Origin of the sequence: Mesorhizobium sp. ES1-1 (genome assembly GCF_020164785.1) — a bacterium.
GTDB lineage: Bacteria > Pseudomonadota > Alphaproteobacteria > Rhizobiales > Rhizobiaceae > Mesorhizobium.
Genome location: NZ_JAIUGX010000012.1, coordinates 209,007 through 223,553, shown reverse-complemented (window position 1 = coordinate 223,553; position 14,547 = coordinate 209,007). Strand labels below are relative to the sequence as shown.

Here is a 14,547-nt window from a genome sequence, read left to right as displayed (position 1 = left end):
TGGGGCCCCAAGGGCAAGCGGCTGCGTGGCTTGGCTCCGCACGGCCACTGGCGCACGCTGACCTTCCTGGGCGCGCTACGCTGCGATCGGCTTACAGCGCCTTGCGTCTTCGACGGCCCGATCAACGGCCAATGCTTCCGCGCCTATGTCGAGCAGCAGCTCATCGCGGTGCTGAAGCCCGGCGATATCGTCGTCATGGATAATCTCGGAAGTCATAAGTCGGCGGCTATCAGGCAGATGATCAAGGCTGCCGGTGCCAGGCTCTGGTATCTGCCACCCTACTCTCCAGACCTCAATCCGATCGAGCAAGCCTTTGCCAAGATCAAGCACTGGATGCGCCAAGCTCAGAAACGCAGCGTCGAGGACACCTGGCGCCACATCGGCCACCTCGTCGAAACCATCGAGGCAACCGAATGCAGGAACTACTTTGAAAACGCAGGATACGCTTCCGTCAAAACGTGAAACGCTCTAATGTGGCGGATGGACATTGCGGCGGCAGCGAACGCTGTCGTCCGACAGATTGCTGTCTTGCATCTTCGACACCCCGACGGACCGCGAACCTCAATGTCATGGCGGCACGTCCGCGTTGTCGTGTAGGAGCGATGTGTGACATTCGCGCGACGGTGAAGCTGCCAATCTCCCCCCTCGTGGGGGAGATTGGCAGGGCAGAGGGGGGGCGTGACGGATCGCTGCGTTGCGATGCTTGCGCCGCACTATCGCAGGCGTCGCATCCTGAGGCCATAAAATTTGGGACATGCCGGCGGGACAGCGCCCCCCTCTGGCCTGCCGGCCATCTCCCCCACTAGGGGGGAAATCAGCAGCTCACCCTACAACAACCCCGCCTGTTCAGCCTCTTTGCGCAAATTCTGGCGTGGGCGCGGGCCAATCTGCTGGATGACCAGCCCGGCCGCTAGCGAGCCGAGGTCGCCGCAGGTCTTGAGGTCGCGGCCCTGCGTGTAGCCATGCAGGAAGCCCGCGGCGTAGAGGTCACCGGCCCCGGTCGTGTCGACCAGTTCGTTGATGGCGGTGGCCTGGATCACAACGGTCTCGTCGCCACGCACGATGACCGAGCCCTTCTCCGAGCGAGTCACGGCGGCAATCCGGCAATCCTTGCGGATCTGCGCCAGCGCCTCGTCGAACGACGATGTCTGGTAGAGCGACTTGATCTCGTGGCTGTTGGCGAAGACGATGTCGACGGTGCCGGAGCGCATCAGCTCGAGGAACTCGTCGCGATAGCGGTCGACGCAGAACGAATCCGACAATGTCATGGAGACCTCGCGGCCTGCCGCATGCGCCAGCTTCGCCGTCTGCCGGATCGCTTCCTTGGCCCGCGGCGGGTCCCAGAGATAGCCCTCGAAATAGGTGACCTTGGCGCCGGAGGCCTTGTCGGCCTCGACATCCTCCGGTCCGAGTTCGACGCAGGCGCCGAGATAGGTGTTCATCGAGCGCTCGCCATCGGGCGTGACGAAGATCATCGAGCGCGCCGTCGGCGGCTCGCCCTGAAGCGGCTTGGTGTCGAAGGCGACGCCCTGCGCATGGATGTCATGCGCGTAGATTTCGCCGAGCGCGTCGTTGGAAACCTTGCCGAAGAACGCGGCACGGCCGCCGAAGCTGGCGACGCCGGCGGCCGTGTTGCCCGCGCTGCCGCCGGAGGCCTCGATCGCCGGGCCCATGCGGCTGTAGAGCAGTTCGGCGCGGTGGGTGTCGATGAGGTTCATCGCACCCTTGATGATGCCGTTGGTCTGGAGGAATTCCTCGTCGCACTGGGCGATGATGTCGACAATGGCATTGCCGATGCAGAGCACGTCATAGTCGGCCATCAAAGTCTCCGCCACCCAGCCGGCTTTCTGCCGCGCCCGGGCGGGTCTACAGCAGGACCCCGAAAACTGGCAACCGATTTTCTCGGTTCCGGCGGGACCGCAATAGCCATGTGGCGGCGAGAGCCGGCCGGCGCGCATGAAAAGCCAGGCGCTACGACAATTCGACCGTGGACGAAGCATTTCCCAGCAGCGTTGCCTAGAACGACCGCAACACACGAAGCGGCGTGCCCCATGTCTGAAAAGAGCAATATGACGACCGATCTGGCGCTGCTCGGCGTCCTGGCGGTCCTGTGGGGCGCCTCTTACACCTTCATCAAGATCGGCGTCGAGACGATCCCGCCAGTCACCTTCATCGCCGCCCGCACCTTGATCGCCGGCACCATCCTGTTCGCCATCATCCGCTGGCGCGGGCTTTTCATGCCGCGCGACGCAGCCATGTGGCGGCGCTTTGCCTTGCAGGCCTGCCTCAACAGCGTCGTGCCTTTCACGCTGATCGCCGCCGCCGAGCGCTCGGTCGATGCCGGGCTCGCCACAATCCTCAACTCGACTTCGCCGATCTTCACCTTCCTGCTCACCGCGCTGATCACCCGTCATGAGCCGGTGACGACACGCAAGCTGATTGGCGTGGGCGCAGGCATCATCGGCATCTGCCTCGTCATCGGCACGCAGGCGCTTGGCGGATTGGGTCACGAACTGTGGGCGCAACTGGCCATCATCGTTGCCACCATCTCCTATGCGGGTGCCGCTATCTTCGGGCGTGGCTTCAAGGGCCTCGATCCGATGCTGCCGGCGGCGGGCTCGATGCTCTGTGGCGCCCTCATCCTGGTGCCGGTCGGCCTGGTGGTGGACCGGCCCTGGACGCTGACGCCATCCCTGGCGTCCATCCTGGCTCTGCTCGCCCTGTCCGTGTTCTCGACGGCGCTAGCCTTTGCCATCTATTTCCGCCTCATCCAGTCGCTGGGTTCGGTCGGCACGACATCGCAAGCCTATCTGCGCGTCCCGATCGGCGTCGGCATCGGCGCCATCTTCCTGGGCGAAAGCCTGGGTCCGACGGCATGGTTGGGCATGGGCTTTGTGGTTGCCGGGGTCGCGGCGATGACGATCCCTGTGCGCAGGCAGTTGCCCGCTTCATAGCTATTGGCTTGTGCTGTTAACGTGCGCTGCCTATCTGGGGAAGCGTCCGCCCCTTCTGGCGGTATCCGATGACCGGGGGCTTAGCCACGATGATTTTCGACGCTGCCCGCATCGCGGCCCTCGAGCTGATCTCGCCTCCGTTTCGCGCCGTGTTCTTCAAGACTCTGGGCCTGACCATGCTGGCGCTCGTCGCCCTGTGGTTCGGCCTGACCAGCGTCGTCGAATGGCTGGCCCTGCCATGGCTGCAGACGCTGTTGCCGGGCCTGCCGTCCTGGGCCGGTTTGATTGGCGGCATCATCGCCGCGATCGCGCTTGCCTTCGGCATGGCGTTGCTCATTGCACCGGTGACCGCTGTCGTCGCGGGCCTGTTCCTCGATGATATTGCCGAAGTAGTCGAGCGAACCGATTATCCCGGCGATGCGCCCGGACGCGCCATGCCGGCGCTGCGCTCGCTGGTGCTGGCGCTGCGGTTCCTGGGCGTCGTCATACTCGGCAACGCCGTCGCGCTTCTGCTGCTCCTGGTGCCGGGCATAAACATCGCAGCCTTCTTCATCGTCAACGGCTATCTGCTCGGGCGCGAGTTCTTCGAATTCGCTGCCATGCGCTTTCGTCCTGAGGACGAGGCCAGGGCCTTGCGCAAGCACTATGCAGGCACGGTGTTTCTCGCCGGACTGGTCATAGCGGCGTTCCTCGCCATACCATTGCTCAATCTGCTGACGCCGCTCTTCGCCGCCGCCATGATGGTGCATCTCCACAAGGCGGTCTCGGCGCGGGAGACGGCGCGGGTCACGAGGGCCTGACGCCCGTTCAGCGCAGCAGGAAACCGCGCCCGAGTTCGTCATCGGCTTCGATGACGAATTCCGACCGCCCGGAATAATAGGCGCGGCCGCCGACGCGAGCGACAATGGCCTCGTGCGGCCCGGCCTTCGCCCTCCGCACCACCGAGCCGGAAAAGCGCGAGCCCGCAATGCTCTCGAAAATGCGCGTCTGTCCCACAGTAATCACGCCCTTGGCATGCATCGCCGCCAGCCGCGCCGTGACGCCGGAGCCGGTCGGCGAGCGGTCGACCTCGGCATCGGCGAAGACGCAGATGTTCTTGGTCGCCTCGTCTGAGAAATCATCTTTTCCGTCAGTCAGGATGGTGCCGTAGAGAAAAGCGAGGTCGGCGTGGTCGGGATGCGAGAGGCGGAAATCCGCTTTCAGCCTTTCGGTCAGGGCCGCCGCCGCGTCGACGAAATCGCGCACCCTGCTTTGGCCGAACTCCAGCCCGAACTGATGGCAGTCGGCCAGCGCGTAGAAGGCCCCGCCATAGGCAATGTCGAATTCGATCAGGCCATATCCGGCCAACTCGATCCGCTCCTCGCGGGCAAGCAGGAAGGCCGGCACGCTTTCGAAAGACACGGCGCCCGCTCTGCCATCCCTGACCTCCACCGAGGCGACAACCAGGCCGCACGGCGCCTCGATGTTGACGGTGGTGATCGGTTCCTGTTTTGCCACCAGACCTTCATCGACCGCATAGCGGCCGAGCGCCACGATGGCGTGTCCGCACATGGTCGAATAGCCTTCATTGTGCATGAACAGCACGGCAAGGTCGGCGCCGGGAAGGTCAGGCTCGACCAGCACCGCGCCATACATGTCGTAATGGCCGCGCGGCTCGAAGATCAGCAGCTTGCGCAGGTGATCGAGATGGTCGCGCACATAGGCGCGTTTTTCCAGGATGGTTCCCTTGGGAATATCCGGATAGCCCGAGGTGACGATCCTGAGCGGCTCGCCGCCCGTATGCATGTCGACGACCGTGAGTGTCATGCGCTTGGCCCGCCCATCAAATGGGCTTGCTAAACAGCGCCTGCAACTTGCCGAACGGCATGGCGGCGCGGGTGAAGCCGAACGTGCCGTCCTGCTGGATCTCTCGCACCGCAGTTTCCAGCATGCCATAGGCGAAATTGGTCAGCCATGGTCCAAGCGAGATGCGCTTCACGCCGGCCATCGAGAGATCGGCGATGGTGAAGCCCGCTCTGGCCATGACATTGACCGGCTTGCCGAGCGCCGAGCACAGCGTGCTGACCATCTCGACGTCGCCGATGCCTGGCGCATAGAGCACGTCGGCGCCGGCCTTCTCGAAAGCCTGCAGCCGCTTGATCGTGTCGTCGAGGTCGGCCTTGCCCCACAAGAAATTCTCGGCCCGCGCCGTGAACACGAAATCGCGCTTCAGCGCTCGCGCCGCCTCTACCGCCGCCGCGACGCGCTCAACCGCGTGAGCGAAATCATAAATCGGCTTTTCAGGATCGCCGGTATGGTCCTCGATCGAGCAGCCTGCAAGGCCGGCCGCCTCCGCCGCGAAGATGGTTTCGGCGGCCTGCTCGGGGCTGTCGCCCTTGCCCTTTTCGAGGTCGGCCGAGACCGGCAGGCTGGTCGCCGCCGACACCTCGCGGCAATGATGGATCATCTGCTCGAAAGTCACAGCGCCATCCGGCAGGCCGCGCGAAAAGGCAAAGCCGGCGCTGGTTGTGGCCAGAGCTTTGAAGCCGAACGAACCCAAGAGCTTCGTCGTGCCGACATCCCAGGGATTTGGGATGACGAATGTCGTGGCATGCAGGTCGCGAAAAATCTTGCCCTTGTCCATGGAACCCCCCTCTGGAAGCCGGTCGCAACGCAACTCTATCGCGCCCGTTTTCGCCGGGCAAATGAATGCGCCAGTCTAGAAGCGGTTTGCGTTCTCTGCTGCCAAACGCTCGAACGCGTCGGAATTCTTGAGGTAGCGCGATGCTTTCTTGTCCCAATGGTAGGTGACGGAAATGTCGTGCGATGACGCCTTTGGCGCCGCCTCGTCGCAGCTTTCGTCGCTGGGCGCGGTGGTATCGGTCACCGTCGCCCGGATAGCGGCCCGGGGCTGATCCGCGACGGGCTCGAAGGCGATGGTCTGCGTGCGCCTGTAAGCGCACAAATTCTCATCGAATGTATAGATCATGTCGATCAGTTCGAACCGGTCGTCGCGGACCATGATCAGTGGCGTGGCCATATAGCCCTGGTTGGAATTGAAATGCGTGCTCATGGCTATGAGGACATCTTCGCCGGCGCCGACGGCGATCTTGCCGGGATCACGGAACGATGTGCTACGGTCAACGGCGACATTCACGGCATCGAGCAGTCTGGGCTTGGCAGCGATGTCGTAGAGCGCCAGCACGGCGTAACCTTCGGCGCTGTCGGAAGCGCCGCCGAGGTCGAACAGCATCGCCAGCCGGTCCTTGCCTCCGGCCCTTATGGTAAGCACGGCGGCACTCGAAAGGCTCGACGTCTCGGGTGGCGAACCGCCGCTGTCCGCTCCCTCGATATGGCGCATGTGGATCGGCGGCCCGCCTCTGAAGAAGCCATTCTTGTCGGCGGCAAGATCAGGAATAACCATCTTTGCCAGGTCGAGATAGGTCGCGTCGGTTCGGCCGGGCAGCGCGGTGCCCAGATCCGGAGAGCTGACAGCCCGCGCGTCGGCTGCGGTCCATAGCAACGGCAGCAGGCACAAGGCGAGGATAAAGCGAAGCAGGCTTGTCGGCATGGGCGCTCGGGCTCGGGTTGCCGGGACGGTAGCATGGCGGCGAGGCACGTCCAGCCCGTCCCTTTGCGGGCTTCAGCCGAGAGGGACCAGCCCCGCCAGCGAGCGCATATCGTCGAACGGGGTGCCGCCGGCCTGGATCAGGCCGTCGCGGTCGGAATAGGCATCGCCATGATAGGAGAACACCCGCATGCCGGCGGCAACGCCGGCCTGCGTGCCGGCGACGCTGTCCTCTATGACGATGCAGTCGGCGGGCGCGAAACCCATTGTCGTCGCTGCGTGCAGGAACAAGTCCGGGAACGGCTTGCCGCGCGCGACCATGGTCGACGAGAACATCGCATGTTCGAACAGCGGCAACAGCCCGGTCTGGCCCAGCGTGATGTGCATTTTCGAGATCCTGGCCGAGGTGGCGACACAATAGGCGATGCCCGCCACGCGCACCGCTTCGACGAAATCGCGGACAAACGGGATCTCTTCAACCCCATGGGAGAACAGGTCCGGCAGGCCGGCGTTCCAGCGGTCCACGAAATCGGCGCCGAGGCGGATTTCAGTCTGCGTCTCGATCTCCTTCTGCACCGAAGCCATGCTTCGGCCGGAGTAAGTCTTGCGGCAGAATTCGAAACTCTTGGGATAGCCGGCGGCATTCAGCCAGTCGGCGAGCCGCTTGTTGGCCATGTTCTCCGTATCGACGAGAATCCCGTCGCAGTCGAAGATAACGAGCTTCGGCGGCGCCATCAGGCGGTGCCGGTCGATCCGAAACCGCCCGAGCCTCGCGCCGTGCCGCTAGCCAGGTCCCGCTCTTCCACCGCTGCCTGCGTGACCGCCGCGAAAACGATCTGGGCGATGCGCATGCCACGCGTCACGGCGAAATCCTCGTCGCCGAGATTGATCAGGAGAACCTTGACCTCGCCACGGTAGTCGCTGTCGATTGTTCCCGGTGAATTGAGGACCGTAAGGCCGTGTTTGAAGGCGAGGCCGGAGCGCGGCCTCACCTGGCCTTCCAGTCCTTCGGGAATCTCCATGACCAGGCCGGTCGGCACCAAAGCGCGCTTTCCCGGCAGGATCAGCAACGGCCGATCGTCGGGCACCGCGGCGCGCAAATCCATGCCGGCGGCGCTGGAACTTTCATAGGCGGGAAGGGGCAGTCCCTCGCCATGCGGCAACCTGACGAAGCCGACGGTTGGACCGATGACGGATGAGTTGTGGAGGGCTGCGCGCATAAAATCGATCCTATCGGCGCGAAACGCGATTCGGTCAATTCATCCGCAATCCTATCAACGGCTTTCTTTGGGCGTCACCATGACTCGGCCATCTTAGCGGAGTTCCATTGGGACCACCGTCGTTTCCTTGATCTCTTCCATGACAAAGGAAGCCGAGACATCCGACAGCGCCACCTTGGCGATCAGCCGCTGATAAAGCCTGTCATAGGCCTTCACGTCGGCGACCCGGGCGCGCAGCACATAGTCGAGGTCGCCCGACATGCGATAGACGCCGGTAATCTCGGGAAAGCCGGTCACCGCCGCGCGAAATTTCCGCAGCCAGTCCGGATCGTGGTTCGACGTGCGGATCAGGATGAACACCGAAAGGCCGAGCCCGAGCTTGTCCGCATCGACGAGCGCGACCCGGCCTGTGATGACGCCGTCCTCCTCCAACCGCTTGACCCGCCGCCAGCAGGCATTGCGCGACAGGGCCACCCGCTCGGAAAGCTGGTCGACTGAGAGTGTGCCGTCGCGCTGCAGTTCGGCTAACAGTTTTCGATCAATTTCATCGATTTCCGGTTTCATGTGGGATGTTTGTCCCATGAATATCCCGAAGACAAGGATATTTTGAGACCGCCGCATCGGGGAAGCCTGCCAGGATGGCGGTAACGGAAACAAGAAGGGGAATTGCATGTCGATGGCAGGAATTTTCACCGCCCACCCGGCCAAGGTCGGCGAAACCTATTTCGGCCATATGGCCTTCGCCGCATGGTTCTCGTCGCGCTTGCTGCTCGCCGCTTCCGCCGCGCTCGTTCACGCCTTCCTGCCGTTCCTGTTCGAAACCACCGCCAGCAGCATCGTGCGGCAGCTTTACGAGCGGACGCACAACAGAGGCTCGCACGTGACCAAGGAGCCGACGGCTCTGCCGGATCGCGCCTAGCGAATCGCGCTTACAGGATTATGGTGAAGACCGGCGATGGCTTTCGCCTGTCGCCGATCCCGGGCCTATCATGCCGGCTTCACTGGGCGAACCGGCTTAATCCGTAAGGCGCCAGCAGCGGATCACGTTCGCCCTTAAGGATTTCCCGCGCCGCGAACAGGCCGACCGCCGGCGCCAGCGTTATGCCGGAGTGCATCACCGCAATATAGAGACTGTCCATGCCCTCCGGGCGGCCGATGATAGGAAAGCCGTCGATGGGCGTCGGCCGATAGCCGACAGTGTGAAAGTCCAGTTCCAGCCCGTCGCTGTCGCGCAAGCCGGCTTTCAGGGCCGCGAACAGCTCGCGGGCGGTGCCTCCCGCATCCTTGCCCGGGTCGGCGCCGCCGAAATCCGAACCGGCGATGATACGGCCCTCCATCGTCTGGCGCATGTGCAGACGCTCGCCCAGCACCAGCCCGTTGAGTAGTTTTCTGTGTGGCCGGGAATGGACGATCAGCCCGGGCGGGGTTTCGATCGGCAGCTTGATGCCGGCCGTCGCCGCGAGATCGGGCGAACCGACGCCGGCCGCGATCACCACCTCGTCGGCGGCCATCAAGCCGTGCGATGTATCGACGCCGGTCGTTCTGCCATTGGTCTGGACCAGCGCCGTCACCGTGCTGGCCACGATCCGTGCGCCGTGTCGCTCGGCGTCGGCCAGCAGCGCTTTGGTGGCAGCCACCGGCTCGGCGACCCCTTCCTCGGCGACGTAAAGGGCAAAGTCGGGCGGCTCGACGAGATGGGGTTCGATACGCGCCGCGCCGGCCCGGTCGAGGCGCTCGATGCCATAGCCCCAGGCCGCATGTTCCGCGGCATAGGTTTTCATCTCGGCCGCGGGCAGGTCCCAGCACAGGCCGCCGCACCAGCTGAGCGGGAGACCGGGCAGGTCATGCGCCAGGCGCGTCCATTCAGCCATGGCGCGGATGCGCAGCCGGAAATAAGGCTCGGGATTTCCCCAGCTGGCGTTGATCCACGCAAAGGAGTTTGGCGTCGCTACTCCGCCCATGGCGCTGTCCGCGATCACGGTCACGGATGCGCCGGCCCTGGCCATGTGCCATGCAATGGAGGCGCCGATGATGCCGGCCCCGACGATGATGACCTGTTTCGACCTGGTCATGAAATCTCCTTTGTCCATGCCGGCTTGTGCACGTGCGTCAACTGCCATCCGCTTCGCCATTTGCCAACATGCAAGCATGAAAAGATGTCGCTCGCCTCCTGTTCGCGGGCGATTCCGACCCTTCGATCTTGCTGCAAACCGCAAGCGCATTCGCCGCCGGTCTGCCGATCCCCCGTTCCGTCGATCTCGATCCGGAAGCGCACCATTCGCAGCAGGATCATGCCAATGCGCGGCAAGGCCCTTGCCGGGTGGCTTCAGGGCGTCGTCAGGCCAAGCCGCATGAGCGAATTGGCCTGAAGGGCCGCCGGCGCCCGTCGGCGTCCGCGTCGCCGGACCGGTCGACAGTCCGGCACTGCGCTGCTAGAAGCCCGGCCTGTCACACGGAAATTCCTGAAAATGCCTGAAGCAATAGAAGAAGAAGTGGCGCGCCGCCGCACCTTCGCGATCATCGCGCACCCCGACGCCGGCAAGACGACGCTCACCGAGAAGCTGCTGCTGTTCGGCGGCGCCATCCAGCTCGCCGGCGAGGTCAAGGCCAAGAAGGACAAGATCCAGACGCGGTCGGACTGGATGAAGATCGAGCGCGAGCGCGGCATTTCGGTCGTCACCTCGGTGATGACCTTCGAGTATGAGGACAATGTCTTCAACCTGCTCGACACGCCCGGTCACGAGGATTTCGCCGACGACACCTATCGCACGCTGTCGGCGGTCGATTCGGCCGTCATGGTCATCGACGCAGCCAAGGGCATCGAGCCGCGCACGCTGAAACTGTTCGAGGTCTGCCGGCTGCGCGACATCCCGATCATCACCTTTGTAAACAAGATGGACCGCGAGAGTCGGGACCCATTCGAGATTCTGGACGAGATCGAGCAGAAGCTGGCGCTGGATACGGCGCCCATCACCTGGCCGATCGGCCGCGGCAAGACATTTTCCGGGACCTACCACCTGGCGCTCAATGCCGTGCGCCGGGGCGACGACGAAAAGGAGCGCACGCCGGTCAACGGCCCCAACTCCAATCGTGTTGCTGGCCTGCTGCCGGAAAATGAACGCGAGGCTTTCATCGAGGAACTCGAACTGGCGCGCGAGGCTTGCCGTCCGCTCGACATCGATGCCTTCCGCGAGGGCCACCTCACCCCCGTCTATTTCGGCTCCGCGTTGCGCAACTATGGAGTGCGCGACCTGATCGAGGCGCTAGGCGCCTTTGGGCCGCCGCCGCGGGCGCAGGAAGCCGACACCCGCAAGGTCGAGGCGACCGAGGACAAGATGACGTCCTTCGTCTTCAAGATCCAGGCCAATATGGACCCCAATCATCGCGACCGCATCGCGTTCGTGCGCGTCTGCTCGGGCAAGCTCGAGCGCGGCATGAAGGCCAAGCTGGTGCGCACAGGCAAGCCGATGAGCCTGTCGGCGCCGCAATTCTTCTTCGCCCGTACCCGTGTCACCGCGGACGAAGCCTTCGCCGGCGACGTCGTCGGCATCCCCAACCACGGCACACTGCGGATTGGCGACACCCTTACCGAGGGCGAGGAGATCCTGTTTCGCGGTGTGCCGAACTTCGCCCCGGAAATCCTGCGCCGCGTCCGTCTTGGCGATGCGATGAAGGCCAAGAAACTCAAGGAAGCGCTGCACCAGATGGCCGAGGAGGGCGTCGTGCAGCTGTTTTCGCCTGAGGACGGCTCGCCCGCCATCGTCGGCGTTGTCGGCGCCCTGCAGCTCGACGTTCTCAAGGAGCGCCTGAACTTCGAATACACCCTGCCGGTCGAGTTCGAGATGTCGCGTTTCTCGGTTTGCCGTTGGATCTCGGCCGCCGACAAAGCCGAGGTGACGCGCTTCATCGAGGCGCATCGCGGCGACATTGCCCGCGACCTTGATAATGATCCGGTGTTCCTCGCCCAGCACGCTTTCTCGCTCAACTACGAAGCCGAACGCTGGAAGGCCATCCGTTTTGCCACGATCAAGGACTACCAGGTCCGCGACAAGGCGGCTTGAGCCAAACGGCTCGCCGATCGCCGGGCTGCCGCGCCGGAGATATGGGCGTCTCCGGGGGCGTGACTGCGCTGCGATCCTGGGCTAAGTAGCAGGCCGGACTAAACCACCACGGTTCTTCTCGATTGGAAGCAGAGGACAGGCTGGGGGATAAACTTGCGCGTGAGGCCGACGGGTGGCGCGGGACCTTGCATCCCGGCAGACGTGGTCAGGACCGGGAGTGTCCCGCTGCGATGAGAGTCCTCATCACAGGTTATGGTGGATTTGTAGCGCCATACGTCGCCAGAGCCTTGCGAAATTTGCTTGGTTCATCCCTGGAAATACTTGGAACCCATCATCGCCCGAGCGTAGGCGAGGACGAGGTTCAGATTGTTGACGTAAACGACGTCTCGGCGGTCGATCGGGTTATAGCCGGATTTCGTCCTGACCATGTCATCCATCTGGCCGCGGTCAGCCAGATTCCCGATGCTGCTGCCGATGTGGACAGGGCATGGCGAACCAACGTTCTGGGTACGCTGAACTGCGCCAGGGCGGTCCTGCATTTTGCCGAGAATGCCTCATTCATATTTGCAAGCTCGGGTCAGGTTTACGGTCACAGCGATCGAGCTCACACCGAAGACAGTCCGATTGCTCCGATCAATGACTACGCATCGACCAAGGCGGCGGCGGATATCGCGCTTGGCGCGTTGGCCATGCGCGGGCTCCGCATCGTGCGGCTGCGGCTCTACAACCACACCGGACCCCGCCAGGCGGAAAAATTTGTCGTATCGAATTTCGCAGCCCAGATTGCCCGGATCGAGCACCAGAGGCAGGAAGCCATCTTGAGGGTGGGGGATTTGGGGGCTGAACGGGATTTTCTGGACGTACGCGATGTCGCCGACGCCTATGCGCGCACGGTTCAGAGGGCGGAGGAAATCCCAACTGGCACCATCCTGAACATATGTTCGGGCCAACCCGTGAAAATACGAGCGCTGCTGGACAAACTTGTCGCTCTCGCCCGCGAACCGATAACGATAGAGATCGACCCAGCCCGATGGCGTAAACTCGACCTGGCAGCCTCCTACGGAGATCCAGCACGGTGCCGACGCGTGCTGGACTGGGAGCCGCGTTACTCGCTCCAGCAGACCCTGGCGGATATTCTGGACTATCATCGGAAGTCCGTGACATGAGCGAGGCCGACAATGCGGCCGCGTTTGCGGGCTACAACGCTTGGCGTCGCTCCAGGCTGGACGAAAGGATGCGTTCGTCGGGCCGGCAGCGCGTGTGGAACCATCTGATCACGGTCGTGCTGTACGAAGGGACGGTGGCTGATCCTGAGACCATGGACCGAACGCTCTCGTCGTTGCAGGGGCAGACCTATCGCAACATCGAAATCGTGGTTACCGGCCCCTGCCAGCCCACACGGTTGGACCCGTCCGAATTCGTAGGCCTGAGGGGCCTTTTCGTCGAGCAGGGGCTCGATCCGCTGACCATCCTGTCGGAACCGGCTGCCGGCCATCTCTGGCGCGGCAGTCACATTGTCTTCGCCGCCGCCGGCACCACCTTCGATCCGGACGCCTTCGACTTGCTAAATCGCATGCTCTCGCCATTGCAGGGAAGGCCTTCGCCCGATTTGATTGTCTGTGACCACGACCGCATCGCCGGTACCGAGTCCAGTCCCACCCCTTGCTTCCTCCCTGGCTGGGATCCTGACCTGATCGTCGCGATGGACTATGTCGGCACGGCGTTCATGGTCTCTCGGAAGCTCATCCTGCAGCAGCGACCAGCCAAGCGATCGGCCTCCCTGCACGAGTGGCTGTGCCACCTGGCTAATCGAAATCCCGTCGTCGGACACCTCGCTGAGCCGGTCATGCATCTTCCAACGTCCATGCCGCGTCCTCCAGCGGTCGCGGCATCGAGCGGGCACACAGCCGCGCGATCCATAGCGATCGTCATCCCCAATCGCGACAAGCCCGAGCTGTTGCGCCGCTGTGTGCGGTTTCTGGATTTCATCGAAATCGCGGAACTGGAAGTGGTGATCGTCGATCACGCAAGCACCGATCCAGCGACATTGGCGCTGTACGCTGAACTCGAAAACCGCCACCGCGCCCGTATCCTGAGAATCGACGGACGCTTCAACTTCTCCCGCATGGTCAATCTGGGTGTCGCGGCCTCCACCGCCGAAGTCGTCATACTCGTCAACAATGATGTGGAGGTCACCGATCCGCGCGAAGTCGAAAGGATGGCGGCGCACGCCATGCGTCCGGAAGTCGGCGCCGTCGGCGCGCGCCTGCTTTATGCGGATCATACGGTCCAGCACGCAGGCGTCCTGTTGCTACCGGGCCAGAAACAGGAGCACCCCGTGTTGGCCCAGCATGTCCTGCGTGGCGCGCCCGACAGTTCTGACGGATACCTCCATGCACTTCGTACCATCCGCAATTACCAGGCCGTGACGGGCGCCATCATCGCAACACGGCGAACCGTCTTCGAACAGCTTGGCGGGTTTGACGAGGTGAGCTTGCCTGTCGAATGCAATGACATCGATTATTGCCTGAGTGCCCGTGCCGCGGGCTTGCGGGTGATTTCGTTGCCAACACAGGGAGTGTTTCATCCGGAATCGTCGACGCGAGGATCCGATACCACGCCCGAAGTAGGCAGAATGCGTGGCGCGGCGATGAAGGTGATGGCGCAGCGTTGGCGCGAGGCCGTGGACCATGACCCATTCTGCAATCCGCACACTGATATGGGGGACAGGCCAAATGCCGATTTCCCGTGGAACCGATAGGGTG

Annotated in this window: 16 protein-coding genes; 7 read left to right on the top strand and 9 right to left on the bottom strand. The window is 63.3% G+C overall.

From position 1 onward, the window contains the following. Positions 1-462: IS630 family transposase (locus tag LB513_RS20865; RefSeq protein ID WP_224665402.1), on the top strand; the 462-nt coding region annotated here is incomplete at its 5' end. A 365-nt stretch (positions 463-827) separates the two neighbouring features. On the opposite strand, the gene LB513_RS20860 is transcribed toward LB513_RS20865, so the two are convergent. After that, complete coding sequence (locus tag LB513_RS20860) at positions 828-1,820, bottom strand: adenosine kinase (protein WP_224665401.1); 993 nt, start codon at positions 1,818-1,820, stop codon at positions 828-830. A gap of 231 nt (positions 1,821-2,051) precedes the next feature. Between LB513_RS20860 and LB513_RS20855 the strand changes: the two genes are divergently transcribed. Together LB513_RS20855 and LB513_RS20850 are read left to right on the top strand one after the other, a co-directional pair. Continuing rightward, the gene (locus LB513_RS20855; RefSeq protein ID WP_224665400.1) at positions 2,052-2,954 is read left to right on the top strand and encodes a DMT family transporter; all 903 of its coding nucleotides are present in this window, start codon (positions 2,052-2,054) and stop codon (positions 2,952-2,954) included. Positions 2,955-3,043: 89 nt separating this feature from the next. After that, positions 3,044-3,754 (top strand): sulfate transporter family protein, encoded by a 711-nt coding sequence (locus LB513_RS20850; protein WP_224665416.1) that lies wholly within the window; start codon positions 3,044-3,046, stop codon positions 3,752-3,754. A gap of 7 nt (positions 3,755-3,761) precedes the next feature. Here the strand turns inward: LB513_RS20850 and LB513_RS20845 are convergent, their stop codons facing one another. The 6 genes from LB513_RS20845 to LB513_RS20820 form a co-directional block, all read right to left on the bottom strand. Continuing rightward, positions 3,762-4,760, bottom strand: a complete 999-nt coding sequence (locus LB513_RS20845) for a proline racemase family protein (RefSeq protein ID WP_224665399.1) — start codon at positions 4,758-4,760, stop codon at positions 3,762-3,764. Positions 4,761-4,776: 16 nt separating this feature from the next. Then, entirely contained in the window at positions 4,777-5,577 is an 801-nt protein-coding gene (locus tag LB513_RS20840) for an isocitrate lyase/phosphoenolpyruvate mutase family protein (protein WP_224665398.1), read from the bottom strand. Between the two features lie 75 nt (positions 5,578-5,652). Continuing rightward, positions 5,653-6,504 (bottom strand): hypothetical protein, encoded by an 852-nt coding sequence (locus tag LB513_RS20835; protein WP_224665397.1) that lies wholly within the window; start codon positions 6,502-6,504, stop codon positions 5,653-5,655. Between the two features lie 72 nt (positions 6,505-6,576). Beyond that, positions 6,577-7,236, bottom strand: a complete 660-nt coding sequence (locus LB513_RS20830) for an HAD family hydrolase (RefSeq protein ID WP_224665396.1) — start codon at positions 7,234-7,236, stop codon at positions 6,577-6,579. Beyond that, the gene (gene dut, locus LB513_RS20825; protein WP_224665395.1) at positions 7,236-7,721 is read right to left on the bottom strand and encodes a dUTP diphosphatase; all 486 of its coding nucleotides are present in this window, start codon (positions 7,719-7,721) and stop codon (positions 7,236-7,238) included. The genes LB513_RS20830 and dut overlap by 1 nt, the downstream gene beginning before the upstream one ends. 93 nt (positions 7,722-7,814) lie before the next feature. After that, on the bottom strand, positions 7,815-8,285 hold the full coding sequence (locus tag LB513_RS20820; RefSeq protein ID WP_224665394.1) for an Lrp/AsnC family transcriptional regulator: 471 nt from the start codon (positions 8,283-8,285) through the stop codon (positions 7,815-7,817). A 106-nt stretch (positions 8,286-8,391) separates the two neighbouring features. Here LB513_RS20820 and LB513_RS20815 point away from each other — a divergent pair, with 106 nt between their 5' ends. After that, the gene (locus LB513_RS20815) at positions 8,392-8,640 is read left to right on the top strand and encodes a DUF6356 family protein (protein WP_224665393.1); all 249 of its coding nucleotides are present in this window, start codon (positions 8,392-8,394) and stop codon (positions 8,638-8,640) included. 79 nt (positions 8,641-8,719) lie between these two features. Here LB513_RS20815 and LB513_RS20810 read toward each other — a convergent pair whose 3' ends face one another. Both LB513_RS20810 and LB513_RS20805 read right to left on the bottom strand, forming a co-directional pair. Next, positions 8,720-9,793, bottom strand: coding sequence for an NAD(P)/FAD-dependent oxidoreductase (locus LB513_RS20810; protein ID WP_224665392.1), 1,074 nt, complete (start codon positions 9,791-9,793; stop codon positions 8,720-8,722). Continuing rightward, a complete protein-coding gene (locus LB513_RS20805) occupies positions 9,790-10,029 on the bottom strand; it encodes a hypothetical protein (protein ID WP_224665391.1) in 240 nt (79 codons plus the stop codon). The genes LB513_RS20810 and LB513_RS20805 overlap by 4 nt, the downstream gene beginning before the upstream one ends. Positions 10,030-10,189: 160 nt before the next feature. Here LB513_RS20805 and LB513_RS20800 point away from each other — a divergent pair, with 160 nt between their 5' ends. The 3 genes from LB513_RS20800 (at position 10,190) to LB513_RS20790 (ending at position 14,543) form a co-directional block, all read left to right on the top strand. Beyond that, on the top strand, positions 10,190-11,782 hold the full coding sequence (locus LB513_RS20800) for a peptide chain release factor 3 (RefSeq protein ID WP_224665390.1): 1,593 nt from the start codon (positions 10,190-10,192) through the stop codon (positions 11,780-11,782). Positions 11,783-12,012: 230 nt separating this feature from the next. Then, complete coding sequence (locus LB513_RS20795; RefSeq protein ID WP_224665389.1) at positions 12,013-12,948, top strand: GDP-mannose 4,6-dehydratase; 936 nt, start codon at positions 12,013-12,015, stop codon at positions 12,946-12,948. Beyond that, positions 12,945-14,543, top strand: a complete 1,599-nt coding sequence (locus LB513_RS20790; protein WP_224665388.1) for a glycosyltransferase family 2 protein — start codon at positions 12,945-12,947, stop codon at positions 14,541-14,543. Before LB513_RS20795 ends, LB513_RS20790 begins: the two co-directional genes overlap by 4 nt. Positions 14,544-14,547: the final 4 nt, after the last annotated feature.

What these genes read in the sequence shown, in the direction of transcription:
- LB513_RS20860 (WP_224665401.1), bottom strand. Translation starts at nt 1,820, where the DNA reads ATGGCCGACTATGACGTGCTCTGCATCGGCAATGCCATTGTCGACATC.
- LB513_RS20855 (WP_224665400.1), top strand. Translation starts at nt 2,052, where the DNA reads ATGTCTGAAAAGAGCAATATGACGACCGATCTGGCGCTGCTCGGCGTC.
- LB513_RS20850 (WP_224665416.1), top strand. Translation starts at nt 3,044, where the DNA reads ATGATTTTCGACGCTGCCCGCATCGCGGCCCTCGAGCTGATCTCGCCT.
- LB513_RS20845 (WP_224665399.1), bottom strand. Translation starts at nt 4,760, where the DNA reads ATGACACTCACGGTCGTCGACATGCATACGGGCGGCGAGCCGCTCAGG.
- LB513_RS20840 (WP_224665398.1), bottom strand. Translation starts at nt 5,577, where the DNA reads ATGGACAAGGGCAAGATTTTTCGCGACCTGCATGCCACGACATTCGTC.
- LB513_RS20835 (WP_224665397.1), bottom strand. Translation starts at nt 6,504, where the DNA reads ATGCCGACAAGCCTGCTTCGCTTTATCCTCGCCTTGTGCCTGCTGCCG.
- LB513_RS20830 (WP_224665396.1), bottom strand. Translation starts at nt 7,236, where the DNA reads ATGGCGCCGCCGAAGCTCGTTATCTTCGACTGCGACGGGATTCTCGTC.
- dut (WP_224665395.1), bottom strand. Translation starts at nt 7,721, where the DNA reads ATGCGCGCAGCCCTCCACAACTCATCCGTCATCGGTCCAACCGTCGGC.
- LB513_RS20820 (WP_224665394.1), bottom strand. Translation starts at nt 8,285, where the DNA reads ATGAAACCGGAAATCGATGAAATTGATCGAAAACTGTTAGCCGAACTG.
- LB513_RS20815 (WP_224665393.1), top strand. Translation starts at nt 8,392, where the DNA reads ATGTCGATGGCAGGAATTTTCACCGCCCACCCGGCCAAGGTCGGCGAA.
- LB513_RS20810 (WP_224665392.1), bottom strand. Translation starts at nt 9,793, where the DNA reads ATGACCAGGTCGAAACAGGTCATCATCGTCGGGGCCGGCATCATCGGC.
- LB513_RS20800 (WP_224665390.1), top strand. Translation starts at nt 10,190, where the DNA reads ATGCCTGAAGCAATAGAAGAAGAAGTGGCGCGCCGCCGCACCTTCGCG.
- LB513_RS20795 (WP_224665389.1), top strand. Translation starts at nt 12,013, where the DNA reads ATGAGAGTCCTCATCACAGGTTATGGTGGATTTGTAGCGCCATACGTC.
- LB513_RS20790 (WP_224665388.1), top strand. Translation starts at nt 12,945, where the DNA reads ATGAGCGAGGCCGACAATGCGGCCGCGTTTGCGGGCTACAACGCTTGG.